Raw genomic sequence first — 26,681 nt, forward strand, 5'->3', positions numbered from 1 at the left:
GTCTGGTGGGTCGGGCGGAACACGGCCCTAGGAGGCTGGTGTCACCGCGGTGAGCGATCCGTCGTCGAAGAGGTACTCGGACGGCGGCTCGATCCGGTTGAATCTGCGGGAGTTTGTCATGGTGTACGCGCCGGCGGCGGTCAGGACCACCCGATCGCCGACCCGGGGCGGCGGCAGCCGCATCGGATGCCGTCCACCGTCCACGCTCAGCCCGAAGAAGTCGTTCTCGTACAGCGTGTTCCCGGCGATCAGCACGGGCTCCGCGGGGGCGTCGGACGCGTACAGCGGGAGCGCCTGCGGCCGGTGCCAGGGAGCAAGGTTCCACGCCGAGCAGTCCACCGTGACCACCCGCTGCCCGAACACGGGATGGCGGTCCTCCACCGCTCGTACCTCGGTCACCAGATAGCCGTACGGCGCGAGTACGGCACCGCCGGGTTCGAACCGAAGCTGGATGTTCCGGCCGGTGCGTCGGCGCCAGTCGGTCACCATCGTGGCCATCCTGCGCAGGGCGAGCAGGAGTTTGGGCCGGTTCTCGTACAGGTGGAAGAAACCCCCGCCGAAGTCGACGGTGTGCACGTCCCGGTGATGTTCCGCCACCAGGAGGAGGTACGCGGTCTTGAACAGCAGTGACTCGGGCGTCATCTGGCCGGTGTGCGTGTGCAGCCGTGTCACCCGCAGCCCGTGGCGCGCGACGAGCTCGGCGGTTCGCGGGTCGGTCGGGGCGACGCCGAACCGGCTGTCCCGGCCGAAGGTCGCAGCGGACTCCAGTGGCGCCGGGAGCGGAACCCGCACCCGCAGACCCACGTCCGTGCCAGGGAAGTGCGCCCCGTACAGAGCGAGTTGGGATGCCGAGTCGACATCGACGACGACACCGGCCGACCTCATCCGCTGGAAGTCGTCGGCGGAGAAGGCGGGCCCCGTCGCGGTGATCTCCCTGAACCCCGCCCGACGGGCGAGGTCGAGTTCGCCCACGCTCGCCACGTCGCAGCCCACGCCCAGTTGGGTCATCCGCCGCAGCACGGCGAGGGTGTGGCAGGACTTCAGAGCGACGTTGAGCGCCACACCCGGCACGGCGGCGAGGTCCTCACGCATCCGTCGCAGCGTATGGCCGACACCGTCGATGTCGTAGATCAGCGCCGGTGTGCCGACGCGCTCGGCAGCACGCAGCAGGCCCTCAGGGGGCATCAAGTAGAGCGCGTCGTTCCCGGTCGCGGCCGGGCTGCCCGACGCGGCAAGCGCCGTCTGCGTCACCATCGTTACCTTCCTCCAAGGTGACCCGAGAGGCCCCGAAACGGCCATCGGGCCGGAGTCCTCGTCGTACACGCTGTCGGGCGCCTGCGCGCGGGCCCGGTGCAGCCCGGCCCACGCACAAGCCTTGGAACGGTGCCGGACGTCAGCCCTCGTTCAGCCGCGGACGGCTGCCGCCCAGTGTGTTGAGATCCATGTTGATCTCAAGACCGCCGGCGGTCTCCCCGACCGGGGTGACCGACAGCGACTCGTCTGCCGGCAGCGACCAGTCCTCCTGCTCGAAGACCTCCGACAGCTTGCTCTCGAGCTCCTGGAGCTCGGCTTCGACGACTGCCATTTCTTCCTCCTTGCGGTCCATGGGGATCGGAAACGCGATGGGACGGAGACAGCAGCCTCTGACACATGAGGCCGCACACGACCACAGGTCGGTGCCGAAAGAAACGGGTCCCCCGTACTCCGCGATGGAGCTGTCCCGGACGCGCGTCCCGGTACGGGGCATCCCCACCGGGAGCGCGCTGTCGTAGAGGAGTCTCATCAACACACGGCGCACACACCAGCCTTTGCGCTGTCGCGCAAAACCATGGTGAAGCGCGCTCCCCGACCCGGTCGGCGGCGGACTACGGGTGAGGCGCGTGCCACTGTGCTGGTACGCGGCCCGGCAGGGTGTCGTCGACCACGTCGCGCAGTGGGGAGCGGGCGGTGATGCCGAGCTTGGGAAGACGCGGTAGAGGTGGGAGCCGAATGTGCGGGGGAGAGCGCCTGCCAGGAAGTCCGAACTGGGAGTCCCCGGGGGCCGTCATGCTCGAGTCCCTGGGTTCAGCGGTGGTCCCTCGCCGGCCTCTCCGGGGGAGTCGAGGCGCGTGGCCGTGACGGTGGGAGGGGCCTCGGGTGACGGAGCGGTGTCCGCGGGTCCAGGGCGCGGCGACGGTACCGGTGGCGTGGAGGCGGCCGGGCCGCCGAGCGCGCGGAGCTCATCGGCGACTTCGGCGGCCGAGCCGTACCTGTCACCGGGGTCCGTCGCCAGGAGGCGGAGGATCAACCGGTCCCAGGCGGGCGAGATGTCCTGTGCCACGCTGCTCGGCGCGGGCGGCGCGTCGTTGAGGTGCGCGGTCAGGAACCCGAGGGTGTCCGGGGCGGTGCACGGCATTCGGCCGGTGCGGAGTTCGGACAGGACGCAGCCCAACGCCTACAGGTCGCTGCGCTGCTCCGGGTAGCCGCGGGCCTGTTCGGGGGCGATGTACGCGGCCGAACCGGCGACGACGCCGGTGCGGGTCATGCGGCCGTCGGTGGCCGAGGGGCCGGCGGCCCGGGGCGATGCCGAAGTCGAGGACTTTCACCTGGCCGGAGGAGGCGACGAAGATGTTGGCGGGCTTGATGTCACGGTGCAGGACGCCGGCCGCGTGTGCCAGGAACGGTGTGCCGCCCTCCGGGGTGGCGGCTGTGCCGAGGTCGTGCACGGTCACGACATGTGGATGCTGCAGGGCGGCGGTGACCCGCGCCTCGCGCAGAAATCGGGCGCGTGCCTCGTCGGCGGTGCTGCCGACGCCCGTGAGTACCGAGATCACCTTGACGGCGACGCCACGGCCCAGGACGTCGTCGCGGGCCTCCCACACCGCCCCCATCCCGCCGCGCCCCAGCAGCCTGACGAGCCGGTATCGGTCAGCCAGTACGCGCACCACCACAGCCCCAAGTCCCCCAGACCGCGCCACGGTCCAGCAAGCAGAACGCAGCGTAGCCCCGCCTTCGAGCGCGTGTACGGTCGCGTGCGCGGCCCATCGGTGGATGTCTGGTGGCAACGGCCGACGGTCACCGCATGGTGTTCGTACGGCGCCGGCCGACCTTGGTTCGGGCTCGTCGCGCCCTTCCGGCCGCCGGCCCGGCCTTTGTGGGGTCAGTCGACGGTGACGGTCTCGGCGGGCGCTTGCTCATCGGCGTCCGCGGCGGGTGTGTTCCCGGGTCCGCGGGCGGCGATCCAGAAGAACAGGACGGCCATGATGGCCGCGCCCGCCCACATGGCCTGCTGCCAGCCGTCGACGAAGGACTGCTGGGCCGCGTGGAGCAGGTCTTGTGCGTGCGGGCCGGTGCTGTCCGCGACCTCGACGGCGTTGGCGACACCCTCACGGGCGGTGTCCGCGGCGCCCCGGGGGATACCGGTCAGCTTGTCGTCGATGGAGCTTCGGTAGCCGGCGGACACGAGCGCACCGAGCAGCGCGACGCCGAGTGCGGTGCCGAACTCGCGGGTGACATCGTTCAGGGCGGAGGCGACCCCCTGCTTCTCGCGCGGCAGGGAGGCGGTGATGGCCTCCGTGGACGGGGTCATCGACAGGCCCATGCCGACGCCCATGGCGAGCAGGCCGGGCAGCACGGCCGGGTAGCCCCCGCCGACGGAGACGAACAGCGCCATCAGCGCCATGCCGACGCCGGCCAGTGCGATGCCCACCACCATGGTCGAGCGGGCGCCGATGCCGGCGGCCAGCCTGGGGGCCAGGCCGGAGGACACCATCATCGCGACGGCCATGGGCATCATCGCGACCGTGGACAGCAGACCCGACCAGCCGAGTACGGCCTGGAAGAACGGGAAGAGGACCACGCCGATACCCGCCTGGACACCGAAGACCACCAGCAGCGTGATCGAGCCGCCCGACAGTCCGCGCTCCCGGAACAGGCGCACATCCAGCAGGGAGGCGTCGCGGCGGTACAGCTCCCAGGCCACGAACCCGACCGCGGCGATGAGGCCGACAGCGAGACTGATCAGCGTCTCGGGGGCGGTCCAGCCGCGTTCGGGGCCTTCCTGCAGCACGAAGATCAGGCCGACCACGGCAATGACGGAGACCAGAGCGCCAACGGTGTCGAATCGATGGGCCGAGGTCTCGCGGGAGTTGGGAACCCACTTGAGGGTCATCCCGAGGGCCACGCCGACCAGAGCCGCGGGCAGGACGAACAGCCAGCGCCAGTCGGCGACGTCGACGAGGAGCGCGGAGAGGAACATGCCCAGGATGCCGCCGCCTCCGGCGACACCTGTCCACACGCCGATCGCCTTGCCGCGCTGCTCCTCGGGGAAGGTGGAGGTGATGACGGCGAGCGTGATCGGCATGATCATGGCGGCGCCGATGCCGCCGGCCACGCGGGCCCCGAGCATCACCTCTGCCGTCGGCGCCAGGCCCGCGACCACGGTGGCCATGCCGAAGACACCCAGTCCGGCGACGAGCATGGGCTTTCGGCCCAGGCGATCGCCCAGGGCACCGAGCGGCAGCAGCAGCGCGGCCAGGGCGAGGGTGTAGATGTTGATGATCCACAGGACCGTGTTCTGGGAGGCGTCGAATTCCACGGCCATGTGGGTCTGTGCGACGTTCAGCCCGGTCACCGAGGCGATGACCGCCATCAGAGCGATGGAGACGGTGATCAGGATCTTGCGCAGCGGACGCGCGTCGGGGCCGCCCCGGCCGGCCTGCGCGGCCGGTACGGGCTGGTTCGTACTCATGGATTCCTCCCAAAAGGGGCATGCCGAGTCAGCACCGGAGTCGATCCGGTCGCCGAGTGAAGAAAGAGGGGTGGGCCGGGGTCAGTGCCGCCGCGCCGCGGACCATCCACACGTGACGCTAAGCCCGTGTTGCATCAGCGGCATACGATGTTGCTCATGACGCAAGAAGACGGAGATCTGGACAGCCTCGTACGCAAACGCATCCGCGCTCTGCGGGTGGCGCAGGGCTGGTCCTTGGAGGAGTTGGCCTCGCGCGCCCACCTGAGTCAGTCCTCGCTGAGCCGCATCGAGAACGGCCGGCGGCGCCTCGCACTGGACCAGTTGGTCACCCTTGCCCGCGCCCTGGACACCACACTCGATCAGCTCGTGGAGACCGCCGCCGACGACGTCGTCACCAGCCCCACGATCGACAGCACCCACGGCCGGATGCGCTGGACCATCAAGGCCGACCCCGGAATGAGCGTGGTGCGCCAGCGCATGACCGAACCGCCCCCGGAGAACCCGGCGCGCATGCGCGCCCACCCGGGGCGCGAATGGATCGTCGTCCTGTCCGGCACGGCGATCCTCATGCTCGGCCACCGCCGCTTCCGCCTCGAGGCCAACCAGGCCGCCGAGTTCCCCACGATGATGCCGCACGCGATCGGAGCCGACGGCGGGCCCTGCGAAATCCTGGGCATCTTCGACCGGGACGCCCGCCGCGGCCACCGGTCCGGCGGCGACAGCGACGACGCCCAGGGCGCTCTCGAATGACGGCAAGGGGCCGCGTGGTGGTGCCCCGGTGTCCTTTTGCGTCTCGAGCAGCACCCAGGGCCATTGCCTTGCGTGAACTGGGAGATCTCATGCCAGAGGCGCATGGGTCGTCCTAGTGTGAAACGCATGAACCACGCGCACACGCCCACCCCCCATCACGGTGCTTCGCACGGTCACCACCACGAGCAGGCACAGGCGCACGAGCAGGCCCACGAGCAGGCAATGGACGGCCAGGCGGAGATCCTCGACCTGGACGCCGAGGTCGTTGCAGAGCACACCGCCTCCGTCACCGCATGGCTGCCGCTGCCGACCGCCCCACACCACATCGTGGACCTGGGCTGTGGCACGGGCGCGGGCACCTTCGCCCTCCTCGACCGCTTCCCCGGCGCGCACATCACCGCCGTCGACGCGTCCGCCGAACACCTGCAACGCCTGCGCACCAAGGCGTGCACCCGCGGCACACAGGAGCGCGTGCACACCGTGCAGGCCGACCTCGACGAGGCCACCTGGCCCGACCTCGGTTCACCCGACCTGGTCTGGGCGTCGGCCTCGATGCACCACATGGCCCACCCCGAGCGCGCGCTGCGCAACGTCCACGACGCACTCGTACCCGGCGGCCTGTTCGCCGTCGTCGAACTGGCCGGCCACCCCCGTTTCCTGCCCGCCGACGCCCCCGAGGAGCGTCCCGGCCTGGAAGAGCGCATCCACGCCGCAGCCGACCGCCGCCAAGCCGGACACATGCCCCACCGCGGCGCCGACTGGGGGCCGATGCTGACGGCCGCCGGCTTCACCGTCGAGGGCGAACGCGCCATCACCGTGAACCTCGACGGCAGTCGCAGCGAAGCGATCGGCCGCTACGCCACCGGCATCCTGCGGCGCATCCGCGGCATCGTCGCCGACAGGCTCACCCCTGAGGACCTCACCGCGCTCGACCAGCTCCTCGACACCGGCGGCCCGCACAGCATCCTGCGCCGCGACGACCTGACGGTACGCACGGAGCGCACCGTCTGGGCTGCCCGCCGCACCTGACCACGGATGGCCGGCCAAGCAGGTCGTGGACCTTGTTCCAGCGCTGCGCTTCGTGGTGGCCAACCACCGCGTGATGCGCGACCTCCGGCCGGACGAGGGGAGCAGCGCCTTCGAGCGCCTTCGAACGGCACTCCGAGCTGTGTGCGATCGTCGCCGGTCCGGACGCCCCCGCCGAGGACGTGCTGCGTCTTCGGTCCGCGCTGCTCAGCGCGAATATCGTGCTGCTCGCCTCGCAGGGCCTCGACGCCACCGACGCCGAGATCCGCCGCGTCGCGCGGGACATCGCACACCGGCTCACCGCGTGAGCTGCGGCGGGCGCGACCGGTAGCGGCGGCGCCTGGTCCACCCCCTACCCCGGTATCACGGCGGCTTGGCTCCCCGGTGTGACGCGTCGGCCGTCACCGTCTCCCTACTTTCTGCTCGTCACCCCGGACGACACAGGACGAGACAGAGGGAGGCGGGCGGAATGCGCCGCTTCAGGACGTTGCTGACCACCGCCGTACTGACCACGCTGCTGGTCGGTGGCACGGCCGGCGGGGCCTCGGCGAGCAGTGAGAGCGCGCCGAGCGGTCCGCTCCCCGGCACGGCCGCCTGGCTGGCGGACGACTCCCTGGGCAGGGAGCTGCCGGACCCCGCCACGGCCACCCCGTCCGAGGTCGCGGCCTTCTTCGCCGGGCTCACCCGCGCTCAGGGGCAGCGGCTCGTCGAGGACCACCCCACTGTGGTGGGCAACCTCGACGGCGCCCCCGTGAAGCTCCGGTACGAGGCCAACGCGCCCGCGGGCGACCAGGTCCTGGCGTACGACGCGCGCGGTCGCGGCCTGATCGCGCAGGTCGTGGGCGACCTGGAGAGCGCCGCCCACGTCTCGGTGGTCGTCCCCGGCTCGGACATCGACATCTCGAGGTTCGACCGTACGGCCGAGCGGGCCGCCGACCTCCAGGAGGAGGCGGGTGACGACACGGCCGTCATCGCCTGGGCCGGCTACACCACCCCCTCCGGCATCGGCCTGGACCTGGCGACGGGCCGGCTCGCGGAGGCCGGCGCCGAGCGGCTGGTCCGTTTCACCGAGGGCCTGGACGCCGCCGGACTGCCCGACCCTGCCCTCTTCTGCCACAGCTACGGCTCGGTGGTCTGCGGCCTCGCCGCCGCCGGCACCGACGCGAGCGACATCGTCGTCATGGGCTCGCCCGGCATGCGCGCCGACAGCGTCACCGCGCTCGGCACCGACGCCCACGTCTGGGCGGCGAAGTCCCCGGCCGACTGGATCGACCGCGTCCCCAACGTCGAGTTCCTGGGCCTGGGCCACGGCGCGGACCCCACCTCGCCCGGCTTCGGCGCGAGCGTCCTGCCCGCCGACGACGTTCCGGCGCACGACGAGTACTTCACGCCCGGCACCTCCACTCTGACCGCGTTCGCGGCGATCGCCGACGGAGGCCTGTGATGAAGTCCCTGACGACCCTGACGACCCTGACGAACCTCAAGACCCTGAAGACCCCCGCGAAGCTCGCGAGGCTCAGCGCGAAGATCGACGGCCGGACCCCCGCCCACCGCGACCGCGCCATCGACGGCCTGCGCGCGCTGGCACTCCTGGCCGTCCCGACCGGCCACTGGCTGCTCGGCGGCTTCACCCGCGACACCGGTGGCGGCCTGCACAACGCCAGCCCGCTGGTCACGTTCGACGCGCTGGCCCCGGCCGGCTGGATCCTGCAGCTACTGGGCATCTTCTTCCTGGTCGGCGGCTACTCCTCGTACCTCTCCCACCAGCGGCGCAAGGGCTCGACCCGCGAGTGGATCACCGGTCGGCTCCGCCGCCTGGGCCGCCCGGTCCTGGGCGCCACCGCCGTGTGCGCGCTGCTGCTGCCGACCCTCCACTACGGCTTCGGGGTCCCCACCGCCACCTTGCACACCGCGTCGACGCTGGTCGTCCAGCCCTTGTGGTTCGTCGGCGTCTACGCCGTGATCACGGCCCTCACGCCGTACTGCGTCCACGCGTCCAAGCGCCTGGGCTTCTGGGCCGCCGCCCCGCTGCTCGGCTCGGTCGCCGCGGTCGACTTCCTCCGTTACGGGCCGTACGCGGACGCGATGCCCTCCTGGCTGAGTCTGCTCAATCTGCTTCCGGGGTGGATGTTCGCCTACCAGCTCGGCGTGTCCTGGGCGGACAGGCGGCTGGGCCGACGCGAGGCGTGGCTGCTGCTCGCCGGCGGCGCGGCCCTGTTCGCCACCCTGCTGCTCGCCTTCCACTACCCGATGTCGATGGTGGGCGTGCCCGGCGAGGCCCGTACCAACTCCCACCCGCCGTCCCTGCTGGTCCTGGCGCTCGCGGCGACCCAGTCCGGCGCGGCGATCCTGCTGCGCGACCGGCTGGCCCGGTTGCTGCGGCGTCCCGTGCTGTGGGCCCCGGTGGTGATCATCAACCTGTCCGCGATGACGATCCTGTGCTGGCACCAGACGGCGATGCTCGCCGCCGCGGTCCCCGCCTCGTACTTCGGGGAGATTCCCGGGCTGACCGCGGCGCCGGACACGGCCGGATGGATCTTCGCGCGGCTGGCCTGGATGCCGCTCTTCGCGGGACTGCTCGTGGCGATCGCGAAGTTCGCCCGGCCCCTGGAGAGCCCGTGGGAGCGCGCCGGGACGGTCCGGCGGGCGGCGGCGGGCGTGCTGGCCGCGGGCTTCGGCTACTTCGCGCTGGCGGCGTGAGGGACACGACCCCATCGCCGTATCACTCCACCGCCCCCAGCACTCCCACCATTCCCAGCAGTCCCACCACTCCCACCACTCACCGAACACAGGAGTACAACCATGTCCCCGGTCGGCGAAACCGCTCTGCCGCACCCCGAGAACGCCACCGCGACGCAGCCCCCACCGGACGCGGGCAGCGAGTTCACGCCGCTGTTGCGTGATGTCAGGGGACAAGGGCTGCTCGACCGGCGCCGCGGCTGGTACGCGCGCATGATCGCGGTCAACGCGCTCGGTCTGGCCGCCGTCGTCACCGGCATGGTGCTCGTCGGCGGCTCCTGGTGGGTCGTCGCGCTGGCCCCCGTCCTCGCCGTGCTGTCTGCCCGCACGGCGTTCGTCGGCCACGACGCGGGCCATGCCCAGATCAGCGGCAGCCGCGCCACGAACCGCCGCATCCAGCTCATCCACGGCAACCTGCTGCTCGGCATGAGCAGCGCGTGGTGGAACGACAAGCACAACCGCCACCACGCCAACCCCAACCACCGCGACAAGGACCCCGACGTCGCCGCCGACGTCCTCGTCTTCACCAGCGAGCAGGCCGCCGTCCGCACGGGCTTCCGCGGCTGGCTCACCCGCCACCAGGCATGGCTCTTCTTCCCCCTGACCCTCCTCGAAGGGCTCGCCCTGAAGCTCTACGGCTTCCAGGACCTGCGACGCCGGACCGGCCGCGAACGGCTGGTGGAGGGCACCCTCCTCGTCGCCCACGTCGCCGGGTACGTCACCCTGCTCCTGGCGACCATGCCGCTCACGCACGCACTCGTCTTCGCGGCGCTCCACCAGGCCCTGCTCGGGCTGCACCTGGGCATGGCCTTCGCGCCCAACCACAAGGGGATGGACATGCCCGACCCCGACCCGGACCGCGACGGCGAGAAGTGGGGACACCTGCGGCGCCAGGTCCTCACCTCCCGCAACGTCAGGGGCAGCTTCCTCACCGACTGGTTCCTCGGCGGCCTCAACTACCAGATCGAGCACCACCTGTTCCCCAGCATGCCCCGCCCGCACCTGAGGCTCGCCCAGTCCATGGTGCGGGCCCGCTGCCGCGACCTCGGCATCCCCTACACCGAGACCGGCCTCGTCGACTCCTACCGGCAGGCCCTGCGGCACATGTACGAAGTGGGAGAACCGCTGCGTGCCGACATCTGAGGAGCCGACACCTTGCGCCTGTCCGGACGCCGTCGCGGCGCACATAGGCTGGTGCGCATGACCTCAGTGGAGGAGGAACGCCCGCGCGCGCTGCTCGCGGGGGCCTCGCGGCGGTGGGTGCGGGGGCTGCCGTGGGCCGTGGCGTTCGTGCTGTGCGTGGCCCTGCTGCCCACGACCATCGTGGTCCTCACCGCCGACTACGGCCTCAACGGCAGTGTCGCCGCCGGGCTGGCCGTCGCGCAGGCCGCGCCGCTGCTGCTCGCCGTCGTACGGCCGCTGCAGGCCTGGTACGTGGTCTTCGCCGCGGACGTGGCCGGCGCGCTCGTCCTGCTCACCGTCGACTTCCAGGAGCGGCTGCTGTGGCCGTTCCCGCCCATGGAGATCGTCGGGTACGTCGGCCTCTGCCTCGCCCTGGGCCTGCGCGAGCGGCGCCGGACGCTGCTGCTGGTGTGGCTGGCAACGGCGGGCGCGAACGTGGCCCTGGGGTTCGTCCCGCCCCACGGCTCCAGCGCCAAGGACCTGCTGCTCACCATCCTCGGGGGCGTCGCGCTCCTGCTCGGCGGGGTGCTGCGCGAGCGGTCCGAGGTGCAGCGCAGGCTGGTCGAGCAGGAGACGATCAGCGAGGCCGAGCGCGGCCGGCGGACACTCCTTGAGGAGCGCGCCCGGATCGCCCGCGAGCTGCACGACGTGGTGGCACACCACATGTCCGTCATCACGGTGCAGGCGGACACCGCGGAGTACCGCCTCGACAGGATGCCGCCCGACGTGCGGGAGGAGTTCACCTCCATCGCGGCGACCGCGCGCGAGTCGCTCGGCGAGATGCGACGGCTCCTCGGTGTGCTGCGCAACGAGGAGGCGCAGGGCGAGCTGGTGCCCCAGCCGGGCCTGGCGCAGATCGGGCAGTTGGTGGAGGCGACGGCCAGGGCCCGCGGGCCGGTGGAGTTCACCCCCTGCGACGTCGAGGTGCCCGAGGCGGTCGGCCTGTCCGCGTACCGGATCGTCCAGGAGGCCCTCTCGAACGTCGTGCGGCACGCGCCGGGTGCCCGCACGCAGGTGTCGTTGTCGGTGTCGGAGCCCGATCCGGCGGAGGGCGCGCGGCTGATCGTCCTGGTCGTCAACGGGCCGTCGCCCAAGCCGTCCGGCACGCCGCTCGAGGTGGGCGGCACCGGGCACGGGCTCGTCGGCATGCGCGAGCGGGTGCGGATCATCGGCGGCAGCCTCGACACGGGGCCGCTGCCGGACGGCGGCTTCCGGGTCGCCGCCCAACTTCCCCTTACTGAAAAGGACTTCACGTGACGACGCGCGTCATCATCGTCGACGACCAGGCCATGGTGCGGGCCGGTTTCGCCGCGCTGCTGGCCGCCCAGAGCGACATCGACGTGGTGGGCGAGGCCCCCGACGGCGTACAGGGCGTCGAGCTGAGCCGGCGTACCCATCCCGACCTCGTGCTGATGGACGTCCGGATGCCCGAGATGGACGGCCTGGAGGCCGCACGCCGTCTCCTGTCGCCGCCGCCGGGCGTGACCCACCGGCCGCGCGTCCTGATGCTCACCACCTTCGACGTCGACGACTACGTCTACGAGGCGCTGCGGGCGGGCGCGAGCGGCTTCCTGCTCAAGGACGCGCCGCCGGCCGACCTCATCGCGGCGGTCCGCGTCGTGGCCTCGGGCGACGCGCTGCTCGCCCCCTCCGTGACGCGCCGCCTCATCGCGGACTTCGCCAAGCAGCGGCCGGCCGCGGCGCGGGGCAAGCCCGCGCTGCGGCTCAAGGGCCTGACGGAGCGCGAGACCGAGGTCCTCACCCTGGTGGCCCGCGGCCAGTCCAACACGGAGATCGCCCAGACCCTGGTGCTGGCCGAGCAGACGGTGAAGACGCACGTCAGCCGCGTCCTCACCAAGCTCGACCTGCGCGACCGCGCCCAAGCGGTGGTCTTCGCCTACGAGTCGGGTCTTGTCGCCCCGGGCGAGTAGGACCCGCCCGCGCCCCGCGCCCCTTGCCCCGCCCTGCCCCTCTCCTCCGCCCGTCTCCCTCCTTCACCCCCTACCGCGGTAGCACCTCCACATTGGCTCCCCGGTATGACGCCCGGCGCGCAGCCGTCCCCGCACTCTTCACCCGTCACAGAAAGTGCGCGTAAGCGCGTAAGAGGGAGACGGGACATGAGGCTACGCAAGGGCAAGCGGCAGAAGGCGGACAACCGGCCGGAGGTGGACAACCGGCCCGGGGTCCCGGCAGCCACGCCCGGTCTCGCCGTCGAACTGCGTGACGTCCGGCGGCAGTACGGCCGCGGGGCGGGCACGGTGCACGCCCTCGCGGGCGTCGACCTCGCCCTGCCGCGCGGCACGTTCACCGCGGTCATGGGCCCGTCCGGGTCCGGCAAGTCCACCTTCCTGCAAAGCGCCGCCGGGCTCGACCGGCCGACCGCGGGATCCGTGTTCCTGGGCGGCACGGAGATCACCGGCATGAGCGAGAACGAGCTGACCGAGCTGCGCCGCAGCCGCCTCGGCTTCGTCTTCCAGGCCTTCAACCTCCTGCCCTCCCTCACCGTCGAGCAGAACGTGCTGCTCCCGATGCGCCTGGCCGGGCAGCGCCAGGACCACCACCAGGCGCAGGCGGTGCTCGCCCAGGTCGGGCTCGCCGACAAGGCGAAGCGCCGGCCCGGCGAGCTCTCCGGCGGCCAGCAGCAGCGCGTGGCCGTCGCCCGCGCCCTGGTCACCAGCCCCGACGTGATCTTCGCCGACGAACCCACCGGCGCCCTCGACACCGGCACCGCCGCCGAGGTCCTGGGCCTGCTGCGGAACGCGGTGAACACCCTCGGCGCCACCGTCGTCATGGTCACCCACGACCCGTCCGCGGCAGCCTGGGCCGACCGCGTGCTGTTCCTCGCCGACGGCGCCTTCGCCGACCACCTCGAGCGCGGCTCCGCGGAGCAGATCGCGGCACGCATGGCCGTGCTCACCTCGCGCGCCTCCCGCTCCGCTGCGATGGCGGGAGTCGCGGCATGAGGCGCCCCAACGGACTCGCCCGTGAGGCCGTCCGCTTCAAGCCCGCGTCCTTCGCGGGGACCTTCCTCGCGCTGATGATGGCGGCCCTGATCGTCTCCGCCTGCGGCATCCTGCTCGAGACCAGCCTGCGCGCCTCGGTGCCGCCGGAGCGGTACGCGAACGCGCCGGTCGTGGCCGCCGCGGACCAGAACGAATACATCGTCACCGGCAGCGGCGAGGACCGCGAGAAGGAGGCCGTCCCGCTGCCGGACACGGCACGGCTCGACGCGGGGCTGGCGGCGAAGGCCGCCGACGCGCCAGGTGCGGCCACCGCCGTCCCGGACTTCACCTTCCCCGTACGGGCCGGGGAAGGGTCGCTCACCGCGCACGGATGGGGCTCGCACGCCTTCACCGGCACCGCGCTGACCAGCGGTTCCGCGCCCCGCGAGGGTGAAGTCGTGCTGGACGCGGGTACGGCCGGCGCCGAGAGGGCCGCCGTCGGCGACACCGTGGTGCTCCAGACCGCCGCCGGGCAGCAGGACTTCCGCGTCGCCGGCGTCGCCGAGGCCGGATCCGCGGACACCGCCCGCGACACCGAAGCCGCCGGCGCCACGGCCTGGTTCGCCGACACCCAGGCGCCCACGCTCGCCGGGCACCCCGGCAAGGCCGACGCCGTGATCGTGCTGGCCGAGGACGGCACCGACACCGGCGCCCTCGCCGACGCCGTGAAGCAGGCCCTGGCGGGCTCCGGCGCCCAGGTCCACACCGGCGACGACCGCGGTGCCGTCGAGGACCCGGGCCTCGGGTACGCCAAGGTGACGCTCTTCGGAATCGGCGGCTCCTTCGGCGGCATCGCCGCCATCGTCGCGGTCTTCACCGCCGCCGGAACCGTCGCGCTCTCGGTCGGTCAGCGGGCCCGCGAATTCGCCCTGCTGCGCGCCGTCGGCGCCACCCCGCGGCAGGTCCGCCGCGCGGTCGCCTCCGAAGCACTGCTCGTCGCACCGCTCGCCGGGATCATCGGCTGCCTGCCCGGCATCGGGCTCGCGCACTGGTGGTTCGGGCAGTTGCAGGACCGCGGCGCCATTCCGCAGGCCGTGGATCTGCACGTCTCCGGGCTTCCGCTGCTCGCCGCCGTCGTCATGGGGCTGCTCACCGCGCTCGGCGCCGGCTGGATGGCCGGGCGCCGGCCCGCGAAGATCAAGCCGGGGCAGGCACTGTCGGAGGCGTCGGTGGAGCGGCTGCGGCCCGGCCTGATCCGTACCCTCCTCGGCGTCGGCGCCCTCGTCGGCGGCGCGATCCTCACCGGCGTGTCCGCCCGCTCCGCCGGGGACGACGCGGCCGGTGCCGCCCTCGGCGTCGTCATGCTCTTCATGCTCGCCGTCGGGCTGCTCGGCCCGCTGGTGGCGCGGCTGTGCGCGGGCCTGTTCGGCCTCCCGCTGCGCGGCGCGGGCCCGGCCGCGCAGCTCGCGGCCGCCAACTCCCGTGCCAACGCCCGCCGCCTCGCCTCCGCGATCACCCCGATCGTGCTCGCCGTGGCCTTCTCCTCGACCCTCGTGTTCATGCACACGAGCGAGACCCACGCCGCCGACAAGCAACTGCGCGCGGGCATCACCGCGGACCACGTGGTGACGGACCCGGCCGGGCTCCCGGTGGACGCGGCGGCACGCGCCGCACGGGCGCCGGGCGTGGAGGCGGCCGTCGGGCTGCTGAACACGCAGGTGCTGGTGCCGACCGGCTCCGGCGAGTTCAAGTCGCTCCTGGGCGCGGCCACCCAGGGCGTCACCGGCTCCGGCGCCGAGCTGGCGAAGGTGCAGGACCTGGACGTACGCGAGGGCAGCCTCGACCGGCTCGGCGAGGGCCGTATCGCCATCGACAAGACCCTGGCGACCTCGGCGGACGCAGGCGTCGGCGACCGGCTCCCGCTCTACCTGCCCGACGGCACCGAGGCCAGCCCCGAGATCGTCGCGGTCTACGGGCGCGGCCTCGGGCTGTCCACGGTGACCATGGACCGGGCGTCCCTGGCCGGGCACGTCACCTCGGGCTTCGACAGCACACTGCTGGTGCGGGGCGGTTCGGAGAAGTCACTCACCGCCCTGGGCGAGGTCACCGACGCCTCCGGCTACGCCACCGAGCAGAACCGCGACGCGAAGCTGGGCGCCTGGATGAACAACACCATGGCCGCGGTCCTCGGCGGATTCGCCGCCGTCGCCGCCGTCAACACCCTGGTGATGACGGTCCTGGACCGCCGCCGCGAACTGGGCACGCTGCGCCTGGTCGGCTCCACCCGGCGTCAGGTGATGACGATGCTCCGCTGGGAGGGCCTGCTGGTCGCCGGGGTGGGCCTGGTCATCGGCTCCGCGATCGCCGCGGCCACGCTGATCCCGATGATGAGCGGCGTGACCGGTGACATGCCGTATGTGCCTCCGCTGGTGTACGGGTCCTTCGCGGTCGCCGCGGGCGGCCTGGCCCTGCTCGCGGTCACCCTGCCGGCCCGGGCGGCGTTGCGCCGCTGGTCGTAGCCGCCGGTCGTAGCGCGGGCGCACGGGGCGGGAGTCGGCGTGACGCCGATCCCGCCCCTCGAACCGTTGTGGCCGGACGCCTGGAAGGCTATGGTCGTTCTATCTGAGACAGTCTTCTTATTTAAGAACGAGGTGTCATTGTGTTCATTGCCGCGGCGACGGACAGCGTGTCCATCGCTCCGAGCTGGGATCGCACAGCGGCGGCGGAGATCCGCCGGCTGGGGGAGGTGCCGGCCGCCAACGTCGGTGACGCGCTGGAACGGATGACCGTGATGGACGGTGGCATCCGGCTGCTCACCGGGCGCGCCGCACTCCTGGGCAACGCCCTGACGGTGGACGTGCGGTCGGGCGACAACCTGGCCGTCCACCGAGCGCTCGACGAGGCCCGGCCGGGCGACGTCCTGGTCGTCAACGGGCACGGCGACATGACCCGCGCGCTGGTCGGCGACCTCATCGGCGAGATTATGGTGAACGCCGGGGTGGCCGGCGCCGTCGTCGACGGCGCGGTCCGCGACGTCCAGGCGCTGTCCGAGATGGGGCTCGCCGTCTACGCGCGGGCGGTCACCCCCGCCGGACCGTTCAAGGACGGCCCCGGCGCCATCGGCTTCCCGGTGGCGGTCGGCGGCGTCGCGGTGGCGCCGGGGGACGTGCTCGTCGGCGACTTCGACGGCGTCGTCGTCGTCCCGCGGCACCGCGTGCGGGAGGTCGTCGAGGCGGTCGACGGGATCGGCGAGAAGGAGGAGGCGCTCCGGCAGCGCATCCTCGCCGCACGCCCCGACCGCGCGGCGGTGGCCCGGTGACCGGCGGTGGCGCGGTGACCGGCGAGGGCCCGGTGACCGGCGGTGGCCCGGTGACCGGGGGCGGTGGCCCGACGACCGGCACACCGTCCGCCTTCCGGATCGGGGAACTGCGGCGCCTTTCGCGGCGCCCGGCCCTCGCCCCCGCGCCGCCGGGCGCCGTCTCCCTCGCCATGGGCGAGCCGGACTTCCCGACCCCGCCGCCGGTGATCGAGGCCGCCGTGGCCGCGTTGCGCCGGGGACACACCCACTACGCCGACCAGAAGGGCCTGCGGGAACTGCGCGCCGCGCTCGCGTCCCGGCTGCCGGCGCTACCCGGCCGGACGTGGAGCGCGGACGACGTCGTGGTCACCCACGGCGCCACCGCCGCGCTGGCCGCGGTCGTGTTCGCGACGGTCGGCCCCGGCGACCGCGTGGTCGTCCCGGAGCCCGCCTACTCGCTCTACGCCGACCTGGTCGTCCTCGCCGGGGGCACCGTGGACTTCGTCCCGCTCGGCCCCGACCTGCACTGGGACCTCGACGCGTTGGCCGCCGCGCTGCCCGGCGCCGCGATGGTGATCTTCTCTAACCCGTCGAACCCGACCGGCATCGTGCACGGCGAGCGGGAGCTCAAGGCCCTCGGTGACCTCCTCGACGGCACCGACGTCCTGGTCGTCAGCGACGAGGCGTACCACCGGCTGGTCTACCCGGGGCACGAGCTGACCTCGGCGCTGGCGGTCGAATCGCTGCGGGACCGGACGGTGTACGTGCAGACGTTCTCCAAGACGTACGCGATGACCGGCTGGCGGGTCGGATACCTGACCGGGCCGCGCGAGGTGGTGGACGCGGCGGCTCACGTGCACCGGACCCTCAACGGCTCGCTGAACACGGCGGTCCAGCACGCGGCCCTCGCCGCCCTCGAACTGCCGGACGGCGTCGTGGACGCCATGGTCGACCGGTACCGCCGGCGCCGCGAGCTGGTGGTCGCGCACCTCTCGGACGTCCCGGGCCTGCACCTGGTCCCGCCCGAGGGGGCGTTCTACGGCTTCCTCCGCTACGACGCCGGCCCGGACTCCGAGACGGTCGCCCGCGAGCTGGCCGAACGGAAGGTGATGGTGCGGGCAGGCGCCGAGTACGGACCCTCGGGCGAGGGGCACATCCGGATCTCGTTCGCGGCCTCCGAGGACGACCTGCGGACCGGGCTCGCCCGCATCGTCCGTCACCTGGGCGTCACGGGAACCTGACGCCGAGGGGTCGGACGTGTCGCACCCGGAGGCGATACCCTTTGCCTGCACTTCTACGAGGCGGAGGAGGCCCGTGAGCGATCAGCAGGCCGCCCCGCGCGGGGGGCGCAAGCTGCGCAGCGACACCCGCCGCAACCGCCGGCGCCTCCTCGAGGCCGTCGGCGAGCTTGCCCGGGAGACGCCCGACGAGCTCACCATGCAGGCGGTCGCGTCCCGCGCGGAGATCGGCCCGGCCACCGCCTACCGCTACTACTCCTCGATGGACGATGTGCTCGAGGCCTACGTGCTCAGCGTCGTCGAGGAGCTCCGGGACTTCAGCGAGACGTCGACCGCCCAGGGGCGACCGCTGTTCGACGCCGTCGTGGACAAGTGGGTGGACCTGCTCGCCGAGCACGGCCCGGCGCTGGTGCAGCTTCGCTCCCGACGGGGCTACCTGGAGCGGCTCCACGCCGGGAACGAGACCATCGTCGCCATGCGGGACGCCTGGAGCGGTCCCGTGCGCGGACTGCTCGACGACCTCGGGCTCCCGCAGGGGATGCTCGAGCACGCCCTGTTCCTCAGCAACATGATCTTCGACCCGCGGGAGATCCAGGACCTCTCGCGGGAGACGCGGCTGTCCCGCCGGGAGGTCGTCACCCGGCTGTCCGAGGCGTACCGCGGCGCGTTGCGCGGCTGGGCGCGAGCAGGCTGACCGCCCCGCCCCACCCCTCGCACCTCTTGTACCTCTCGCACCTCTCGCACCCCCTACCGGGGTAGCACCTCCACATTGGCTCCCGGGTATGACGCCCGGCGCGCAGCCGTCCCCGCACACTCCCTCTCGTTCGGCAGACAGGATTCAGCGGCACCATTAAGTGATAATCTCCTCTCAAATTGGATGAGCGTCTACGTGCCGCATCGACAAGGAGGTCAGCGGTGACAACGCAACGGGAAAAGCACGAACCCGCCGAACCGGTCAGTTCGACCGTACGAGCGGGAGATCTCGACGTCGGGTTCATCGACGAGGGCGACGGCGTGCCACTCGTGCTCGTTCACGGCGGCGAGAGCGACCGCACCCAGTTCGCCATCCTCCGCGCCCGACTTGGCGCGGGGATCAGGGCGATCTCCTACGACCAACGCGATTCGGGGATCACCGTGAACCCCCCGGTTCCCTACACGCTGGGCGTCCTCGCCGACGACCTCGTCGCCCTGCTGGACGCGCTGGGGCTTCAGCGCGCGCACCTGCTGGGCACCTCGTTCGGCGGCGCCGTCGCGCAGCACGTCGCGCTCCGGCACCCCGAACGGGTCGCGTCCCTCGTCCTGGTCGCCACCACGCCGAGTTTCGCCATGGGCAGCGAGGCGATCGACGAGCTTCTGCACATGTCCCACGAGGAGCGGCAGAACGCGGTCGGGGACTTCTTCTTCACCCCCGAAGGCCAGGCCGAGCAGCGCGCCCGGCCCGCCCGGACGCTCACCGCCCGTACTCCCGAGCAGGGCGTCCGCCGCCACGACGTCGCCCGGCAGCACGAGGTCCGGGACCGCCTCGGGGAGATCGCCGCACCCACCCTGATCGTGCACGGCACGGAGGACCGGCTGGCGCCCTACGCCGGTGCCGTCCTGATGGAGCGACGGATCCCGAACGCCGAACTCCGTTCGATCGAGGGCGGGCGGCACGGCATCGCGGTGGAGTTCGCGGACACGATCGCCCGCTGGGTGCGCGAGTACCTCCTCGCCCCCGCAAGGCCATGACCGGCCCCGACCCCGGGCGCGACCTCGGCCCCGACTCCGACCCCGACCTCAGCCGCGAGGCCGCGCACCGGATGGCCGAGGCGGCCCAGGAGTGGCTGGACTCCCTGGACGCCGACCAGCGCGGGGCCGCGGTCGGACCGCCACCGGGCGCCGACGGCACGGCAGAGGCCGAACGCACCCGCTGGTTCTACACCCCCACCGACCACGGCGGCCTGACCTTCCACCAGCAGCGCCCCGCCCAGCAGCGGTTGGTGATGCGGCTGGTCGCGAGCGGACTGTCCGAAGCCGGATACACCACGGTCGCCACCGTGCTCGGCCTGGAGAACGTGCTCGACCGCACCGAGGGCTTCTCGGTGAACTGGGGACGGGAACGGTCCCGCGATCCCAGCATGTACTACCTGCGGGTCTTCGGGGATCCCGGCGGACCGCGGCCGTGGGGATGGCGGTTCGGCGGCCACCACGTCTCGCTCAACAACCTCGTGGTGGACGGGCGGGTCGCCGCCACCACGCCGTGCTTCCTGGGCGCGGACCCGGCCGGGTCGCCCCTGCTGGGCGGCGCGGCACTGCGCCCGCTGGGGACCGCCGAGGACATGGCCCGCGAGCTGGTCCGCTCCCTGCGCCCCGAGTCCGCCGCCCGCGCGGTACTGCTGCCCCGCGCCCCGAACGACATCGTGGCCGGCAACAGCCCCCGGATCGACGACCGCGTGGTGAAGCGAGCCGAACTGTGGCGCCCCGGCCCGCACCTCCCGGACCGTGCCGAGCACCCGGCCACCGGCCTCGACGGCGCGAACCGGCGGGCGCTGGCCCTCACCCCGGCGCCCAGGGGCGTGCCCGGCGCCGAACTCGACTCCGCCCAGCGGGAGCTGCTGCGGGCCCTGCTCGGCACCTACCTCGACCGCGTCCCGCCCGGGGTCTCCCCGCTGCCCCGCTACGACGACCCGGCGGCGCTGGACGCCGTACACCTCGCCTGGGCCGGCTCGACCGCGGCCGGCGAACCGCACTACTACCGCCTGCAAGGCCCGCGGCTGCTCGTCGAGTGGACCAACGTCCACCGCGGCGCCAACCACGCCCACGCCGTATGGCGTGATCCGGCGACCGACTTCGGCGGCGACGTCCTGGCCGCCCACCACGCCGCCCACCACGCGCGATAAGCCACCACGCGCCACAGGCCACCACGCGTCTCCGGAACGGAATGTGACACACATGGCCGGTCAACAACCGTCACCGACCGATACTCCCCCTCACAAGTCCCGCCCCACGCTGCACGGCTCGTTCGGCATGTGCGCGTCCACACACTGGCTGGCGTCCGCGACGGCCCAGTCCGTACTGGAGCGGGGCGGCAACGCGTTCGACGCGGCCACGGCGGGCGCCTTCGTGCTGCACGTGGCCGAACCCCACCTCAACGGGCCCGGCGGTGACCTCGTCGCCGTGCTCGCCACCGCGGCCGGCTCCCCGCCGCTCGTACTGGCGGGACAGGGCCACGCCCCGCGAGGGGCCACGATCGAGCACTTCCGGGCCGAAGGCCTTGACCACGTCCCCGGCGCGGGTGCCCTGGCCGCCGCCGTCCCGGGTGCCGTCGACTCCTGGCTGTGGCTGCTCGCCCAGTTCGGCACCTGGGAGATCGCCGACGTCCTGGCGTACGCGATCCACTACGCCGAGCGCGGCGTCCCCGTCGTGCCCCAACTGGCGCGGGTCCTGGCCACCGTCGAGGAACTCTTCCGCACGCACTGGCCGACGTCGTACGCGCTGTGGATGCCCGAAGGACGAGTCCCGCGGACGCATGCCACTCTCACGAACCCCGCCTACGCGCGGACCCTGCGCCGGCTGGGCGCCGCGGGTGCCGGCGAGAGCAGAACGGGACGGATCGAAACCGCCCGACGCGCCTGGCGGACGGGGTTCGTGGCAGACGCCGTGGCCGGGTTCGCCGCCGTACCGCACCGGCACTCCTCGGGCGGGGACCACGCCGGAGTGATCACCGCCGCCGACTTCACCGACTTCGTTCCCTCCCTCGAGCCCGCGGTCACCGCGCGGTTCAGGGGGACCACGGTGGCGAAGGCGGGCCTGTGGTCCCAGGGTCCCGTGCTGCTGCAGGCCCTCACCCTGCTCGACCACTTCGACGACGAGCGGATCGACCCGTCGAGCGCCGAGGGCATCCACACGATCACCGAGGCACTGAAGCTGGCCATGGCCGACCGGGAGGCGTTCTACGGGCATCTGGACCCGGCGGACGCGGAGGCCGTGCTGCGCCGGCTGCTGTCGCCCCGGTACGGCAAGGAGCGCGCCGGTCAGATCGGCGCGGCCGCGTCGACCGCGTTCCGGCCCGGCGACATCGGCTTCCGGCCCTACATACCACCGCTGGTCACCGGCCGGCCCGCCCTCCGGGCCGACGGCGTGGGCGAACCCACCGTGCAGCAGACCGGCGACACCCGGGGCGACACCTGCCACATCGACGTCGTCGACCGCTGGGGAAACATCATCTCCGCCACCCCGTCGGGAGGTTGGCTCCAGTCCTCGCCCACCGTGCCGGAGCTCGGGTTCGCGCTCGGCACCCGGCTGCAGATGACATGGCTGGACCCGGCCGCGCCGTCCCGCCTGGCGCCGGGTCGGCGGCCCCGTACGACGCTCACCCCGACCCTGCTGCTGCGGGACGGCGTTCCCGTGGCCGCGCTCGGCACGCCCGGGGGCGACCAGCAGGACCAGTGGCAACTGCTCTACCTGGTGCGCACGCTCGCCTTCGGGATGGATCCGCAGGAGGCGATCGACGCACCCGCGTTCCACACCACCGCGGTACCCAGCTCGTTCTGGCCGCGGACCTGGACACCGGGCGGACTGGTCATCGAGGAACGAGCGGACCACGCCGTCGTCGACGAGCTGCGCGCACGCGGCCACGACGTGACCGTCTCCGGACCCTGGAGCCAGGGCCGGCTGTCCGTCGTCACCCGTGATCCCGACAGCGGCGTCCTGCGGGCGGCGGCGAACCCGCGCGGCGCCCAGGGATACGCGGCGGGGCGATGAGCGCCCGCGCGGCCCGCACCCGCACTCGCACTCGCACCCCCACCACCCCCACCCGCGGTCACCGGCTCGGGCGGCTGGTGCGGCAGCGCGTGACGCCGCCCGGCCTGATGCTCGCGCTCACCTTCGCCACGGGCGTCGTCGACGCCGTCGGATACCTGCGCCTGGACCAGGTGTTCGCGGGCAACATGACCGGCAACGTGGTCATCCTCGGCATGGCGGCCTCGGGCGGTACGGACCTGCCGGTGCTCGGCCCGGCCGTGGCGCTGGTGTCCTTTCTCGCCGGCGCGGCCGCGGCCGGGCGGGTGCTGCGCACCGCCGCCCCGGGCTGGAGCCGCCGCTGCACGGGTCTGCTGGGCGGCGTCTCACTGGCCCTGGCCGCCACGGCGCTCGCCCTGTCCGTGATCGGCGCGGACACCTCCGGCACCCGGGCGTGGATGGCGTCGTCGCTCGCCCTGGCGATGGGGACGCAGGCGGCGACGGCCCGACACCTGGCGGTGAAGGACGTCACCACCGTGGTCGTCACGTCCACGCTGACCGGTCTCGCGGCGGACTCCCGGCTGGGAGCGGCCCGCCCCCAAGGGGCACTGCGGCGCGTCGCGGCCGTCACGCTCATCGTCCTCGGAGCGGTCACCGGCGCCGTGCTGTGCCAGGTGCACGGAGGCCTCGCGGTGGCGGCGGCAGCGCTCGTCGTACTGACCGTGACCGCCCTCGGCCACGCGGCGGCAGCCACGACCGGCTCCACCACCTGCGCACCGAGCACTTCCGCGACCCCGAGCAGTTCCTCGACCGCTCCATCGACCGCTCCATCGACGGCCCCCACCCGGCCATGACGGAAAGGACACTCATGACCACAACCCTGGCTCCCCCGGTCCCCATCGGGAAGGCCGCCGTCGGAGCCCTCGGCGTGCTGGCACTGTCCACCGGCGCTTTGGAGTCGGTGGTGTCACCGACGATCCCGCTCCTGGAACGCGAACTGGACATGAGCCAGTCCGAGTCGGCGCTGCTCAGCATCGTCCTCCTCATCACCGGCGCGCTCATCACACCGCTGGCGGGCAAGTTCGGCGACCGCTACGGCGGGAAGAAGATCCTGATCCGGCTGATGGCCGTGGTCGCGCTCGGCGGCACGGTGTCCGCCCTGGCCCCGAACCTGCCGGTGCTGCTGGTCGGTCAGGTGTTGCAGGGCGCGATGATCGGCGCGCTGCCCCTGTCGTTCATCGTGGTCCGCAAACACCTCCCCGCCGGCGAGTCCAAGGTGGCCATCGGCGTGGTCAGCGGGCTCTTCGTCGGCGGGTCGATGGTCGGCATGCTGTCGGCCGGGCCGGTGGCGGAACAGCTCTCCCGGCACTGGATGTTCGCGCTGCCGACGATGGCCGTCATCGCGTCCACCCTCGTCGTGAACAGGCTGATGCCGGCCGACGCGCCGGGCCGGTCGGACGACTCCGGGATCGACTGGCCCGGCCTGCTGCTCCTGAGCGGCATGCTGGTCACGCTCATGCTCGTCCTCGCACTGGCGCCCGAAGCCGGCTCCGCACCACTCGTACTCGCCGCCCTCGTCGTACTGCTGGGCGTCTTCGTCACCGGATGGATCAGGGTCGAACGGCGTGCGGCCGCGCCGATGATCGACCTGCGCATGCTGGCACGGCCCGCGATATGGAAGGCGTGCGTGCTCACGTTCGTCATCTGCCTCGGCACCATGATGGCGGTCTATCTGATTCCGCAGCTCCTCGACGAGCGCGGCGACGGATACGGATTCAGCGCCAGCGCCACCGAGATCGGCTTCTTCCTGCTGCCCGGCGCCATCGCCGCGACGCTGGCCGGGCCGCTCGGCGGGATCGGGGACCGGCGGTTCGGCTCGCGCGCCGTGGTCAACACCGGCGTCGTCATGATGGCCGTCGGCCTGCTCGCCGTGGCGGCCGTACACAGCGAGATCTGGCATCTCGTCGTCGGCAAGGTGCTGATCGCGCTGGCCAACGGCCTGTGCGTCACGGCGATGATGACCAGCACCGCCACCGCCGTCGACAAGGAAGACACCGGCATCGCCACCAGCCTGATCCTGGTGAGCCGCGTGGTCGGCTCCGCCGTGGGCGGCCAGCTCGGCGGTGCGCTGCTCACCGCCGGGACCCCTTCCGGGTCGGAGGTCGCGGCCGAATCGGCCTACGTCACCGGCTTCGTCATAGCCGGCGTCGTCGTGTCGCTGGCCCTGTTCGTCACCCGCACCATGAGCAAAGGAGTCAAAGCATGACCCGCACCGCACCGAGGCGCAAGGTCCTGATCTCCGGGGCCAGCATCGCCGGACCCGCCCTGGCCTACTGGCTCAACCGCTACGGATACGAGGTCACCGTGGTGGAGAGGGCCGGCACACTCCGCAGCGGCGGCTACCCCATCGACGTGCGCGGCACGGCACTCGACGTCGTGGAGAGGATGGGGATCCTGCCACCCCTGCGGGACGCGCACATCGACCTGCGACGGCTGACCTTCCTCGACGGGGACGGCGGCGAGGTGACCTCGCTGCACCCCCACGCCGTCACCGGCGGCGTCGCCGGACGGGACCTGGAGGTGCGGCGCGGGGACCTGACCGACGCCCTCTACACGGCCGTCCGTGACGACGTGGAGTTCCTGTTCAACGACTCCGTCGACACCCTCGACCAGACCGGCCACGGGGTCGACGTCACCTTCCGCGGGGGCGAAAGCCGTACGTACGACATGGTGTTCGGCGCGGACGGCATGCACTCACGTACCCGGGAGATGCTGTTCGGCCCCGAGGAGCAGTTCCACCGCTACCTCGGCTACTGCTTCGCCGTGTTCACCATGCGCAACACCTTCGGGCTCTCCCACGAGACCATGATGTGGAACACCCCGGGCAGGGCCGCGGCCCTCTACGCCGTGGGCGACGACGACGAGGTGCACGCCTTCCTGAACTTCGCCCGGCCGGAGCCGCCGATGGACGCCTTCCGGGACCCGCAGGCCCAGCGCGACCTGGTCGCCGAGGTCTTCGCCGACGCGGGATGGGAGGTCCCGGGCATGCTGGCCGCCCTGCGCGACACGGACGACCTGTTCTTCGACGGCGTCAGCCAGATCCGCATGCCCCGCTGGACCAGCGGCAGGATCGCCCTGGTCGGCGACTCCGCGTACGCACCCTCGTTCCTCACCGGGCAGGGCACCAGTCTCGCCCTCGTCGGCGCGTACATGCTCGCCGGTTCCCTCGCGGACCGGGGCCACGTCGCGGGCTTCGCCGCCTACGAACGCGACACCCGGGAGTTCGTGACCGCGAACCAGGGGCTGGTCGGCCGGGGCGGCGCCACCCTCTTCCCGACCACCGCCCGGGACCTGGAACAGCGCAACGCCAGACTGCGCGGCCTCAGCGCCATCCCCGCCCCGGCGGGACGACCGGCCCACTCGGCCCTCGCACTGCCCACGTTCACGCCCATGCCCTGAGCCGGGCGCCGCGCCGCCGGACGAGAGCGCGGCCACCGACCGGCGTCAGCGCCCGGTCTCCCCGTCGATCAGCTCGCGGAGGATGTCCGCGTGGCCGGCGTGCCGGCCGGTCTCCTCGATCATGTGGGTGAGGGCCCAGCGGACGCTGGGCGCGGGGCGGCCCGGTCGCGGCCGGGGAACCGGCTCGCCGAGGTCGGTGCACGCGTCGAGCACCCGGTTCGCGCGCTCGACGGCCTCCCGGTAACGGGCGACGACCTCGTCCACGCCGTCCTGCGGCGCGGCCCGGAACGTCGCCTGCCAGTCGGCCACCTCGTGACCCAGGAAGATCGCGCGCTCGACGTGCGTGAGGTGGTTGAGCAGGCCGAGCAGATTCGTGCCGGACGCCACCGCGGCCGTACGGACCTGGGGCTCCGGGGCGCCGTCGACCTTGCCGGCGATCGAGGTCCGGAGGTAGTCGAGGAACCCGCGCAGGGTCTCGGCCTCGCTGCTTCCGGTCCTCGGCGGCGGGGTGTCCCGGCGGCGAGTGCGGCCGGTGCGGGGGGTGCGGGGGGTGGTGTTGGGCATGGTGACCTCCTTGCAGGCGCAGGCGCAGGCGCAGG

General features: G+C 72.7%; 23 protein-coding genes and 1 pseudogene. 19 read left to right on the plus strand and 5 right to left on the minus strand.

Features of this window, described 5'->3' with window-relative positions; genetic code table 11:
- Nucleotides 1-27 precede the first annotated feature (27 nt).
- From KUM40_RS09250 to KUM40_RS09265, 4 genes and pseudogenes are all read right to left on the minus strand, one after another.
- The gene (locus tag KUM40_RS09250) at nt 28-1,254 is read right to left on the minus strand and encodes a hypothetical protein (protein ID WP_217164899.1); all 1,227 of its coding nucleotides are present in this window, start codon (nt 1,252-1,254) and stop codon (nt 28-30) included.
- Nucleotides 1,255-1,393: 139 nt separating this feature from the next.
- Entirely contained in the window at nt 1,394-1,585 is a 192-nt protein-coding gene (locus tag KUM40_RS09255; protein ID WP_217164901.1) for a hypothetical protein, read from the minus strand.
- Between the two features lie 985 nt (nt 1,586-2,570).
- A pseudogene (locus tag KUM40_RS42635) lies at nt 2,571-2,870 on the minus strand (serine/threonine protein kinase); the annotation flags it as partial.
- A 269-nt stretch (nt 2,871-3,139) separates the two neighbouring features.
- Nucleotides 3,140-4,729: an MFS transporter gene (locus KUM40_RS09265; RefSeq protein WP_217164903.1), complete on the minus strand. Its 1,590-nt coding sequence runs from the start codon at nt 4,727-4,729 to the stop codon at nt 3,140-3,142.
- A 156-nt stretch (nt 4,730-4,885) separates the two neighbouring features.
- On the opposite strand from KUM40_RS09265, the gene KUM40_RS09270 reads away from it, so the two are divergent.
- The 19 genes from KUM40_RS09270 to KUM40_RS09355 all read left to right on the plus strand — a co-directional run bounded on the left by KUM40_RS09270 (nt 4,886) and on the right by KUM40_RS09355 (nt 26,082).
- Nucleotides 4,886-5,479 carry a helix-turn-helix domain-containing protein gene (locus KUM40_RS09270; protein ID WP_217164905.1) on the plus strand — a complete coding sequence of 198 codons (594 nt, stop codon included), beginning with the start codon at nt 4,886-4,888 and terminating at the stop codon, nt 5,477-5,479.
- A gap of 126 nt (nt 5,480-5,605) precedes the next feature.
- On the plus strand, nt 5,606-6,508 hold the full coding sequence (locus KUM40_RS09275; protein ID WP_217164907.1) for a trans-aconitate 2-methyltransferase: 903 nt from the start codon (nt 5,606-5,608) through the stop codon (nt 6,506-6,508).
- Nucleotides 6,509-6,687: 179 nt separating this feature from the next.
- Nucleotides 6,688-6,813 carry a hypothetical protein gene (locus KUM40_RS42075; protein WP_302180828.1) on the plus strand — a complete coding sequence of 42 codons (126 nt, stop codon included), beginning with the start codon at nt 6,688-6,690 and terminating at the stop codon, nt 6,811-6,813.
- 161 nt (nt 6,814-6,974) lie between these two features.
- The gene (locus KUM40_RS09280) at nt 6,975-7,949 is read left to right on the plus strand and encodes an alpha/beta hydrolase (RefSeq protein ID WP_217164908.1); all 975 of its coding nucleotides are present in this window, start codon (nt 6,975-6,977) and stop codon (nt 7,947-7,949) included.
- On the plus strand, nt 7,949-9,205 hold the full coding sequence (locus tag KUM40_RS09285; protein ID WP_254394822.1) for an acyltransferase: 1,257 nt from the start codon (nt 7,949-7,951) through the stop codon (nt 9,203-9,205). The genes KUM40_RS09280 and KUM40_RS09285 overlap by 1 nt, the downstream gene beginning before the upstream one ends.
- 102 nt (nt 9,206-9,307) lie before the next feature.
- Nucleotides 9,308-10,387, plus strand: coding sequence for an acyl-CoA desaturase (locus KUM40_RS09290; RefSeq protein WP_217164909.1), 1,080 nt, complete (start codon nt 9,308-9,310; stop codon nt 10,385-10,387).
- A 57-nt stretch (nt 10,388-10,444) separates the two neighbouring features.
- Nucleotides 10,445-11,683, plus strand: coding sequence for a sensor histidine kinase (locus KUM40_RS09295; protein ID WP_217164910.1), 1,239 nt, complete (start codon nt 10,445-10,447; stop codon nt 11,681-11,683).
- Entirely contained in the window at nt 11,680-12,357 is a 678-nt protein-coding gene (locus KUM40_RS09300) for a response regulator transcription factor (RefSeq protein WP_217164911.1), read from the plus strand. Before KUM40_RS09295 ends, KUM40_RS09300 begins: the two co-directional genes overlap by 4 nt.
- 186 nt (nt 12,358-12,543) lie before the next feature.
- A complete protein-coding gene (locus KUM40_RS09305) occupies nt 12,544-13,389 on the plus strand; it encodes an ABC transporter ATP-binding protein (protein WP_217164918.1) in 846 nt (281 codons plus the stop codon).
- The gene (locus KUM40_RS09310; RefSeq protein WP_217164920.1) at nt 13,386-15,887 is read left to right on the plus strand and encodes an FtsX-like permease family protein; all 2,502 of its coding nucleotides are present in this window, start codon (nt 13,386-13,388) and stop codon (nt 15,885-15,887) included. Before KUM40_RS09305 ends, KUM40_RS09310 begins: the two co-directional genes overlap by 4 nt.
- A 140-nt stretch (nt 15,888-16,027) precedes the next feature.
- Entirely contained in the window at nt 16,028-16,687 is a 660-nt protein-coding gene (locus tag KUM40_RS09315) for an RraA family protein (RefSeq protein ID WP_217164922.1), read from the plus strand.
- Nucleotides 16,688-16,737: 50 nt separating this feature from the next.
- Nucleotides 16,738-17,907, plus strand: coding sequence for a pyridoxal phosphate-dependent aminotransferase (locus KUM40_RS09320; protein ID WP_374227362.1), 1,170 nt, complete (start codon nt 16,738-16,740; stop codon nt 17,905-17,907).
- 73 nt (nt 17,908-17,980) lie between these two features.
- Nucleotides 17,981-18,598, plus strand: a complete 618-nt coding sequence (locus KUM40_RS09325) for a TetR/AcrR family transcriptional regulator (protein WP_217164924.1) — start codon at nt 17,981-17,983, stop codon at nt 18,596-18,598.
- A 221-nt stretch (nt 18,599-18,819) separates the two neighbouring features.
- The gene (locus KUM40_RS09330) at nt 18,820-19,632 is read left to right on the plus strand and encodes an alpha/beta fold hydrolase (RefSeq protein ID WP_217164926.1); all 813 of its coding nucleotides are present in this window, start codon (nt 18,820-18,822) and stop codon (nt 19,630-19,632) included.
- Entirely contained in the window at nt 19,629-20,783 is a 1,155-nt protein-coding gene (locus tag KUM40_RS09335; RefSeq protein ID WP_302180829.1) for a DUF3500 domain-containing protein, read from the plus strand. The genes KUM40_RS09330 and KUM40_RS09335 overlap by 4 nt, the downstream gene beginning before the upstream one ends.
- Before the next feature lie 52 nt (nt 20,784-20,835).
- Nucleotides 20,836-22,647 carry a gamma-glutamyltransferase family protein gene (locus tag KUM40_RS09340; RefSeq protein WP_217164928.1) on the plus strand — a complete coding sequence of 604 codons (1,812 nt, stop codon included), beginning with the start codon at nt 20,836-20,838 and terminating at the stop codon, nt 22,645-22,647.
- On the plus strand, nt 22,644-23,477 hold the full coding sequence (locus KUM40_RS09345; RefSeq protein WP_217164930.1) for a YoaK family protein: 834 nt from the start codon (nt 22,644-22,646) through the stop codon (nt 23,475-23,477). The genes KUM40_RS09340 and KUM40_RS09345 overlap by 4 nt, the downstream gene beginning before the upstream one ends.
- A gap of 14 nt (nt 23,478-23,491) precedes the next feature.
- The gene (locus KUM40_RS09350; RefSeq protein ID WP_217164932.1) at nt 23,492-24,889 is read left to right on the plus strand and encodes an MFS transporter; all 1,398 of its coding nucleotides are present in this window, start codon (nt 23,492-23,494) and stop codon (nt 24,887-24,889) included.
- Nucleotides 24,886-26,082 carry an FAD-dependent monooxygenase gene (locus KUM40_RS09355; RefSeq protein ID WP_217164934.1) on the plus strand — a complete coding sequence of 399 codons (1,197 nt, stop codon included), beginning with the start codon at nt 24,886-24,888 and terminating at the stop codon, nt 26,080-26,082. The genes KUM40_RS09350 and KUM40_RS09355 overlap by 4 nt, the downstream gene beginning before the upstream one ends.
- Before the next feature lie 45 nt (nt 26,083-26,127).
- Here KUM40_RS09355 and KUM40_RS09360 read toward each other — a convergent pair whose 3' ends face one another.
- A complete protein-coding gene (locus KUM40_RS09360; RefSeq protein ID WP_217164936.1) occupies nt 26,128-26,646 on the minus strand; it encodes a DinB family protein in 519 nt (172 codons plus the stop codon).
- Between the last annotated feature and the right edge of the window lie 35 nt (nt 26,647-26,681).

Origin of the sequence: Streptomyces sp. AC512_CC834 (genome assembly GCF_019049325.1) — a bacterium.
Classification (GTDB): domain Bacteria; phylum Actinomycetota; class Actinomycetes; order Streptomycetales; family Streptomycetaceae; genus Streptomyces.

Excerpts from the sequence above, each read along its gene's own strand:
- KUM40_RS09350 (WP_217164932.1), top strand. The coding sequence starts at position 23,492 with ATGACCACAACCCTGGCTCCCCCGGTCCCCATCGGGAAGGCCGCCGTC.
- KUM40_RS09295 (WP_217164910.1), top strand. The coding sequence starts at position 10,445 with ATGACCTCAGTGGAGGAGGAACGCCCGCGCGCGCTGCTCGCGGGGGCC.
- KUM40_RS09345 (WP_217164930.1), top strand. The coding sequence starts at position 22,644 with ATGAGCGCCCGCGCGGCCCGCACCCGCACTCGCACTCGCACCCCCACC.
- KUM40_RS09285 (WP_254394822.1), top strand. The coding sequence starts at position 7,949 with ATGAAGTCCCTGACGACCCTGACGACCCTGACGAACCTCAAGACCCTG.
- KUM40_RS09310 (WP_217164920.1), top strand. The coding sequence starts at position 13,386 with ATGAGGCGCCCCAACGGACTCGCCCGTGAGGCCGTCCGCTTCAAGCCC.
- KUM40_RS09340 (WP_217164928.1), top strand. The coding sequence starts at position 20,836 with ATGGCCGGTCAACAACCGTCACCGACCGATACTCCCCCTCACAAGTCC.
- KUM40_RS09360 (WP_217164936.1), bottom strand. The coding sequence starts at position 26,646 with ATGCCCAACACCACCCCCCGCACCCCCCGCACCGGCCGCACTCGCCGC.
- KUM40_RS09305 (WP_217164918.1), top strand. The coding sequence starts at position 12,544 with ATGAGGCTACGCAAGGGCAAGCGGCAGAAGGCGGACAACCGGCCGGAG.
- KUM40_RS09265 (WP_217164903.1), bottom strand. The coding sequence starts at position 4,729 with ATGAGTACGAACCAGCCCGTACCGGCCGCGCAGGCCGGCCGGGGCGGC.
- KUM40_RS09355 (WP_217164934.1), top strand. The coding sequence starts at position 24,886 with ATGACCCGCACCGCACCGAGGCGCAAGGTCCTGATCTCCGGGGCCAGC.
- KUM40_RS09270 (WP_217164905.1), top strand. The coding sequence starts at position 4,886 with ATGACGCAAGAAGACGGAGATCTGGACAGCCTCGTACGCAAACGCATC.
- KUM40_RS09290 (WP_217164909.1), top strand. The coding sequence starts at position 9,308 with ATGTCCCCGGTCGGCGAAACCGCTCTGCCGCACCCCGAGAACGCCACC.
- KUM40_RS09255 (WP_217164901.1), bottom strand. The coding sequence starts at position 1,585 with ATGGCAGTCGTCGAAGCCGAGCTCCAGGAGCTCGAGAGCAAGCTGTCG.
- KUM40_RS09250 (WP_217164899.1), bottom strand. The coding sequence starts at position 1,254 with ATGGTGACGCAGACGGCGCTTGCCGCGTCGGGCAGCCCGGCCGCGACC.
- KUM40_RS09275 (WP_217164907.1), top strand. The coding sequence starts at position 5,606 with ATGAACCACGCGCACACGCCCACCCCCCATCACGGTGCTTCGCACGGT.
- KUM40_RS09335 (WP_302180829.1), top strand. The coding sequence starts at position 19,629 with ATGACCGGCCCCGACCCCGGGCGCGACCTCGGCCCCGACTCCGACCCC.
- KUM40_RS09280 (WP_217164908.1), top strand. The coding sequence starts at position 6,975 with ATGCGCCGCTTCAGGACGTTGCTGACCACCGCCGTACTGACCACGCTG.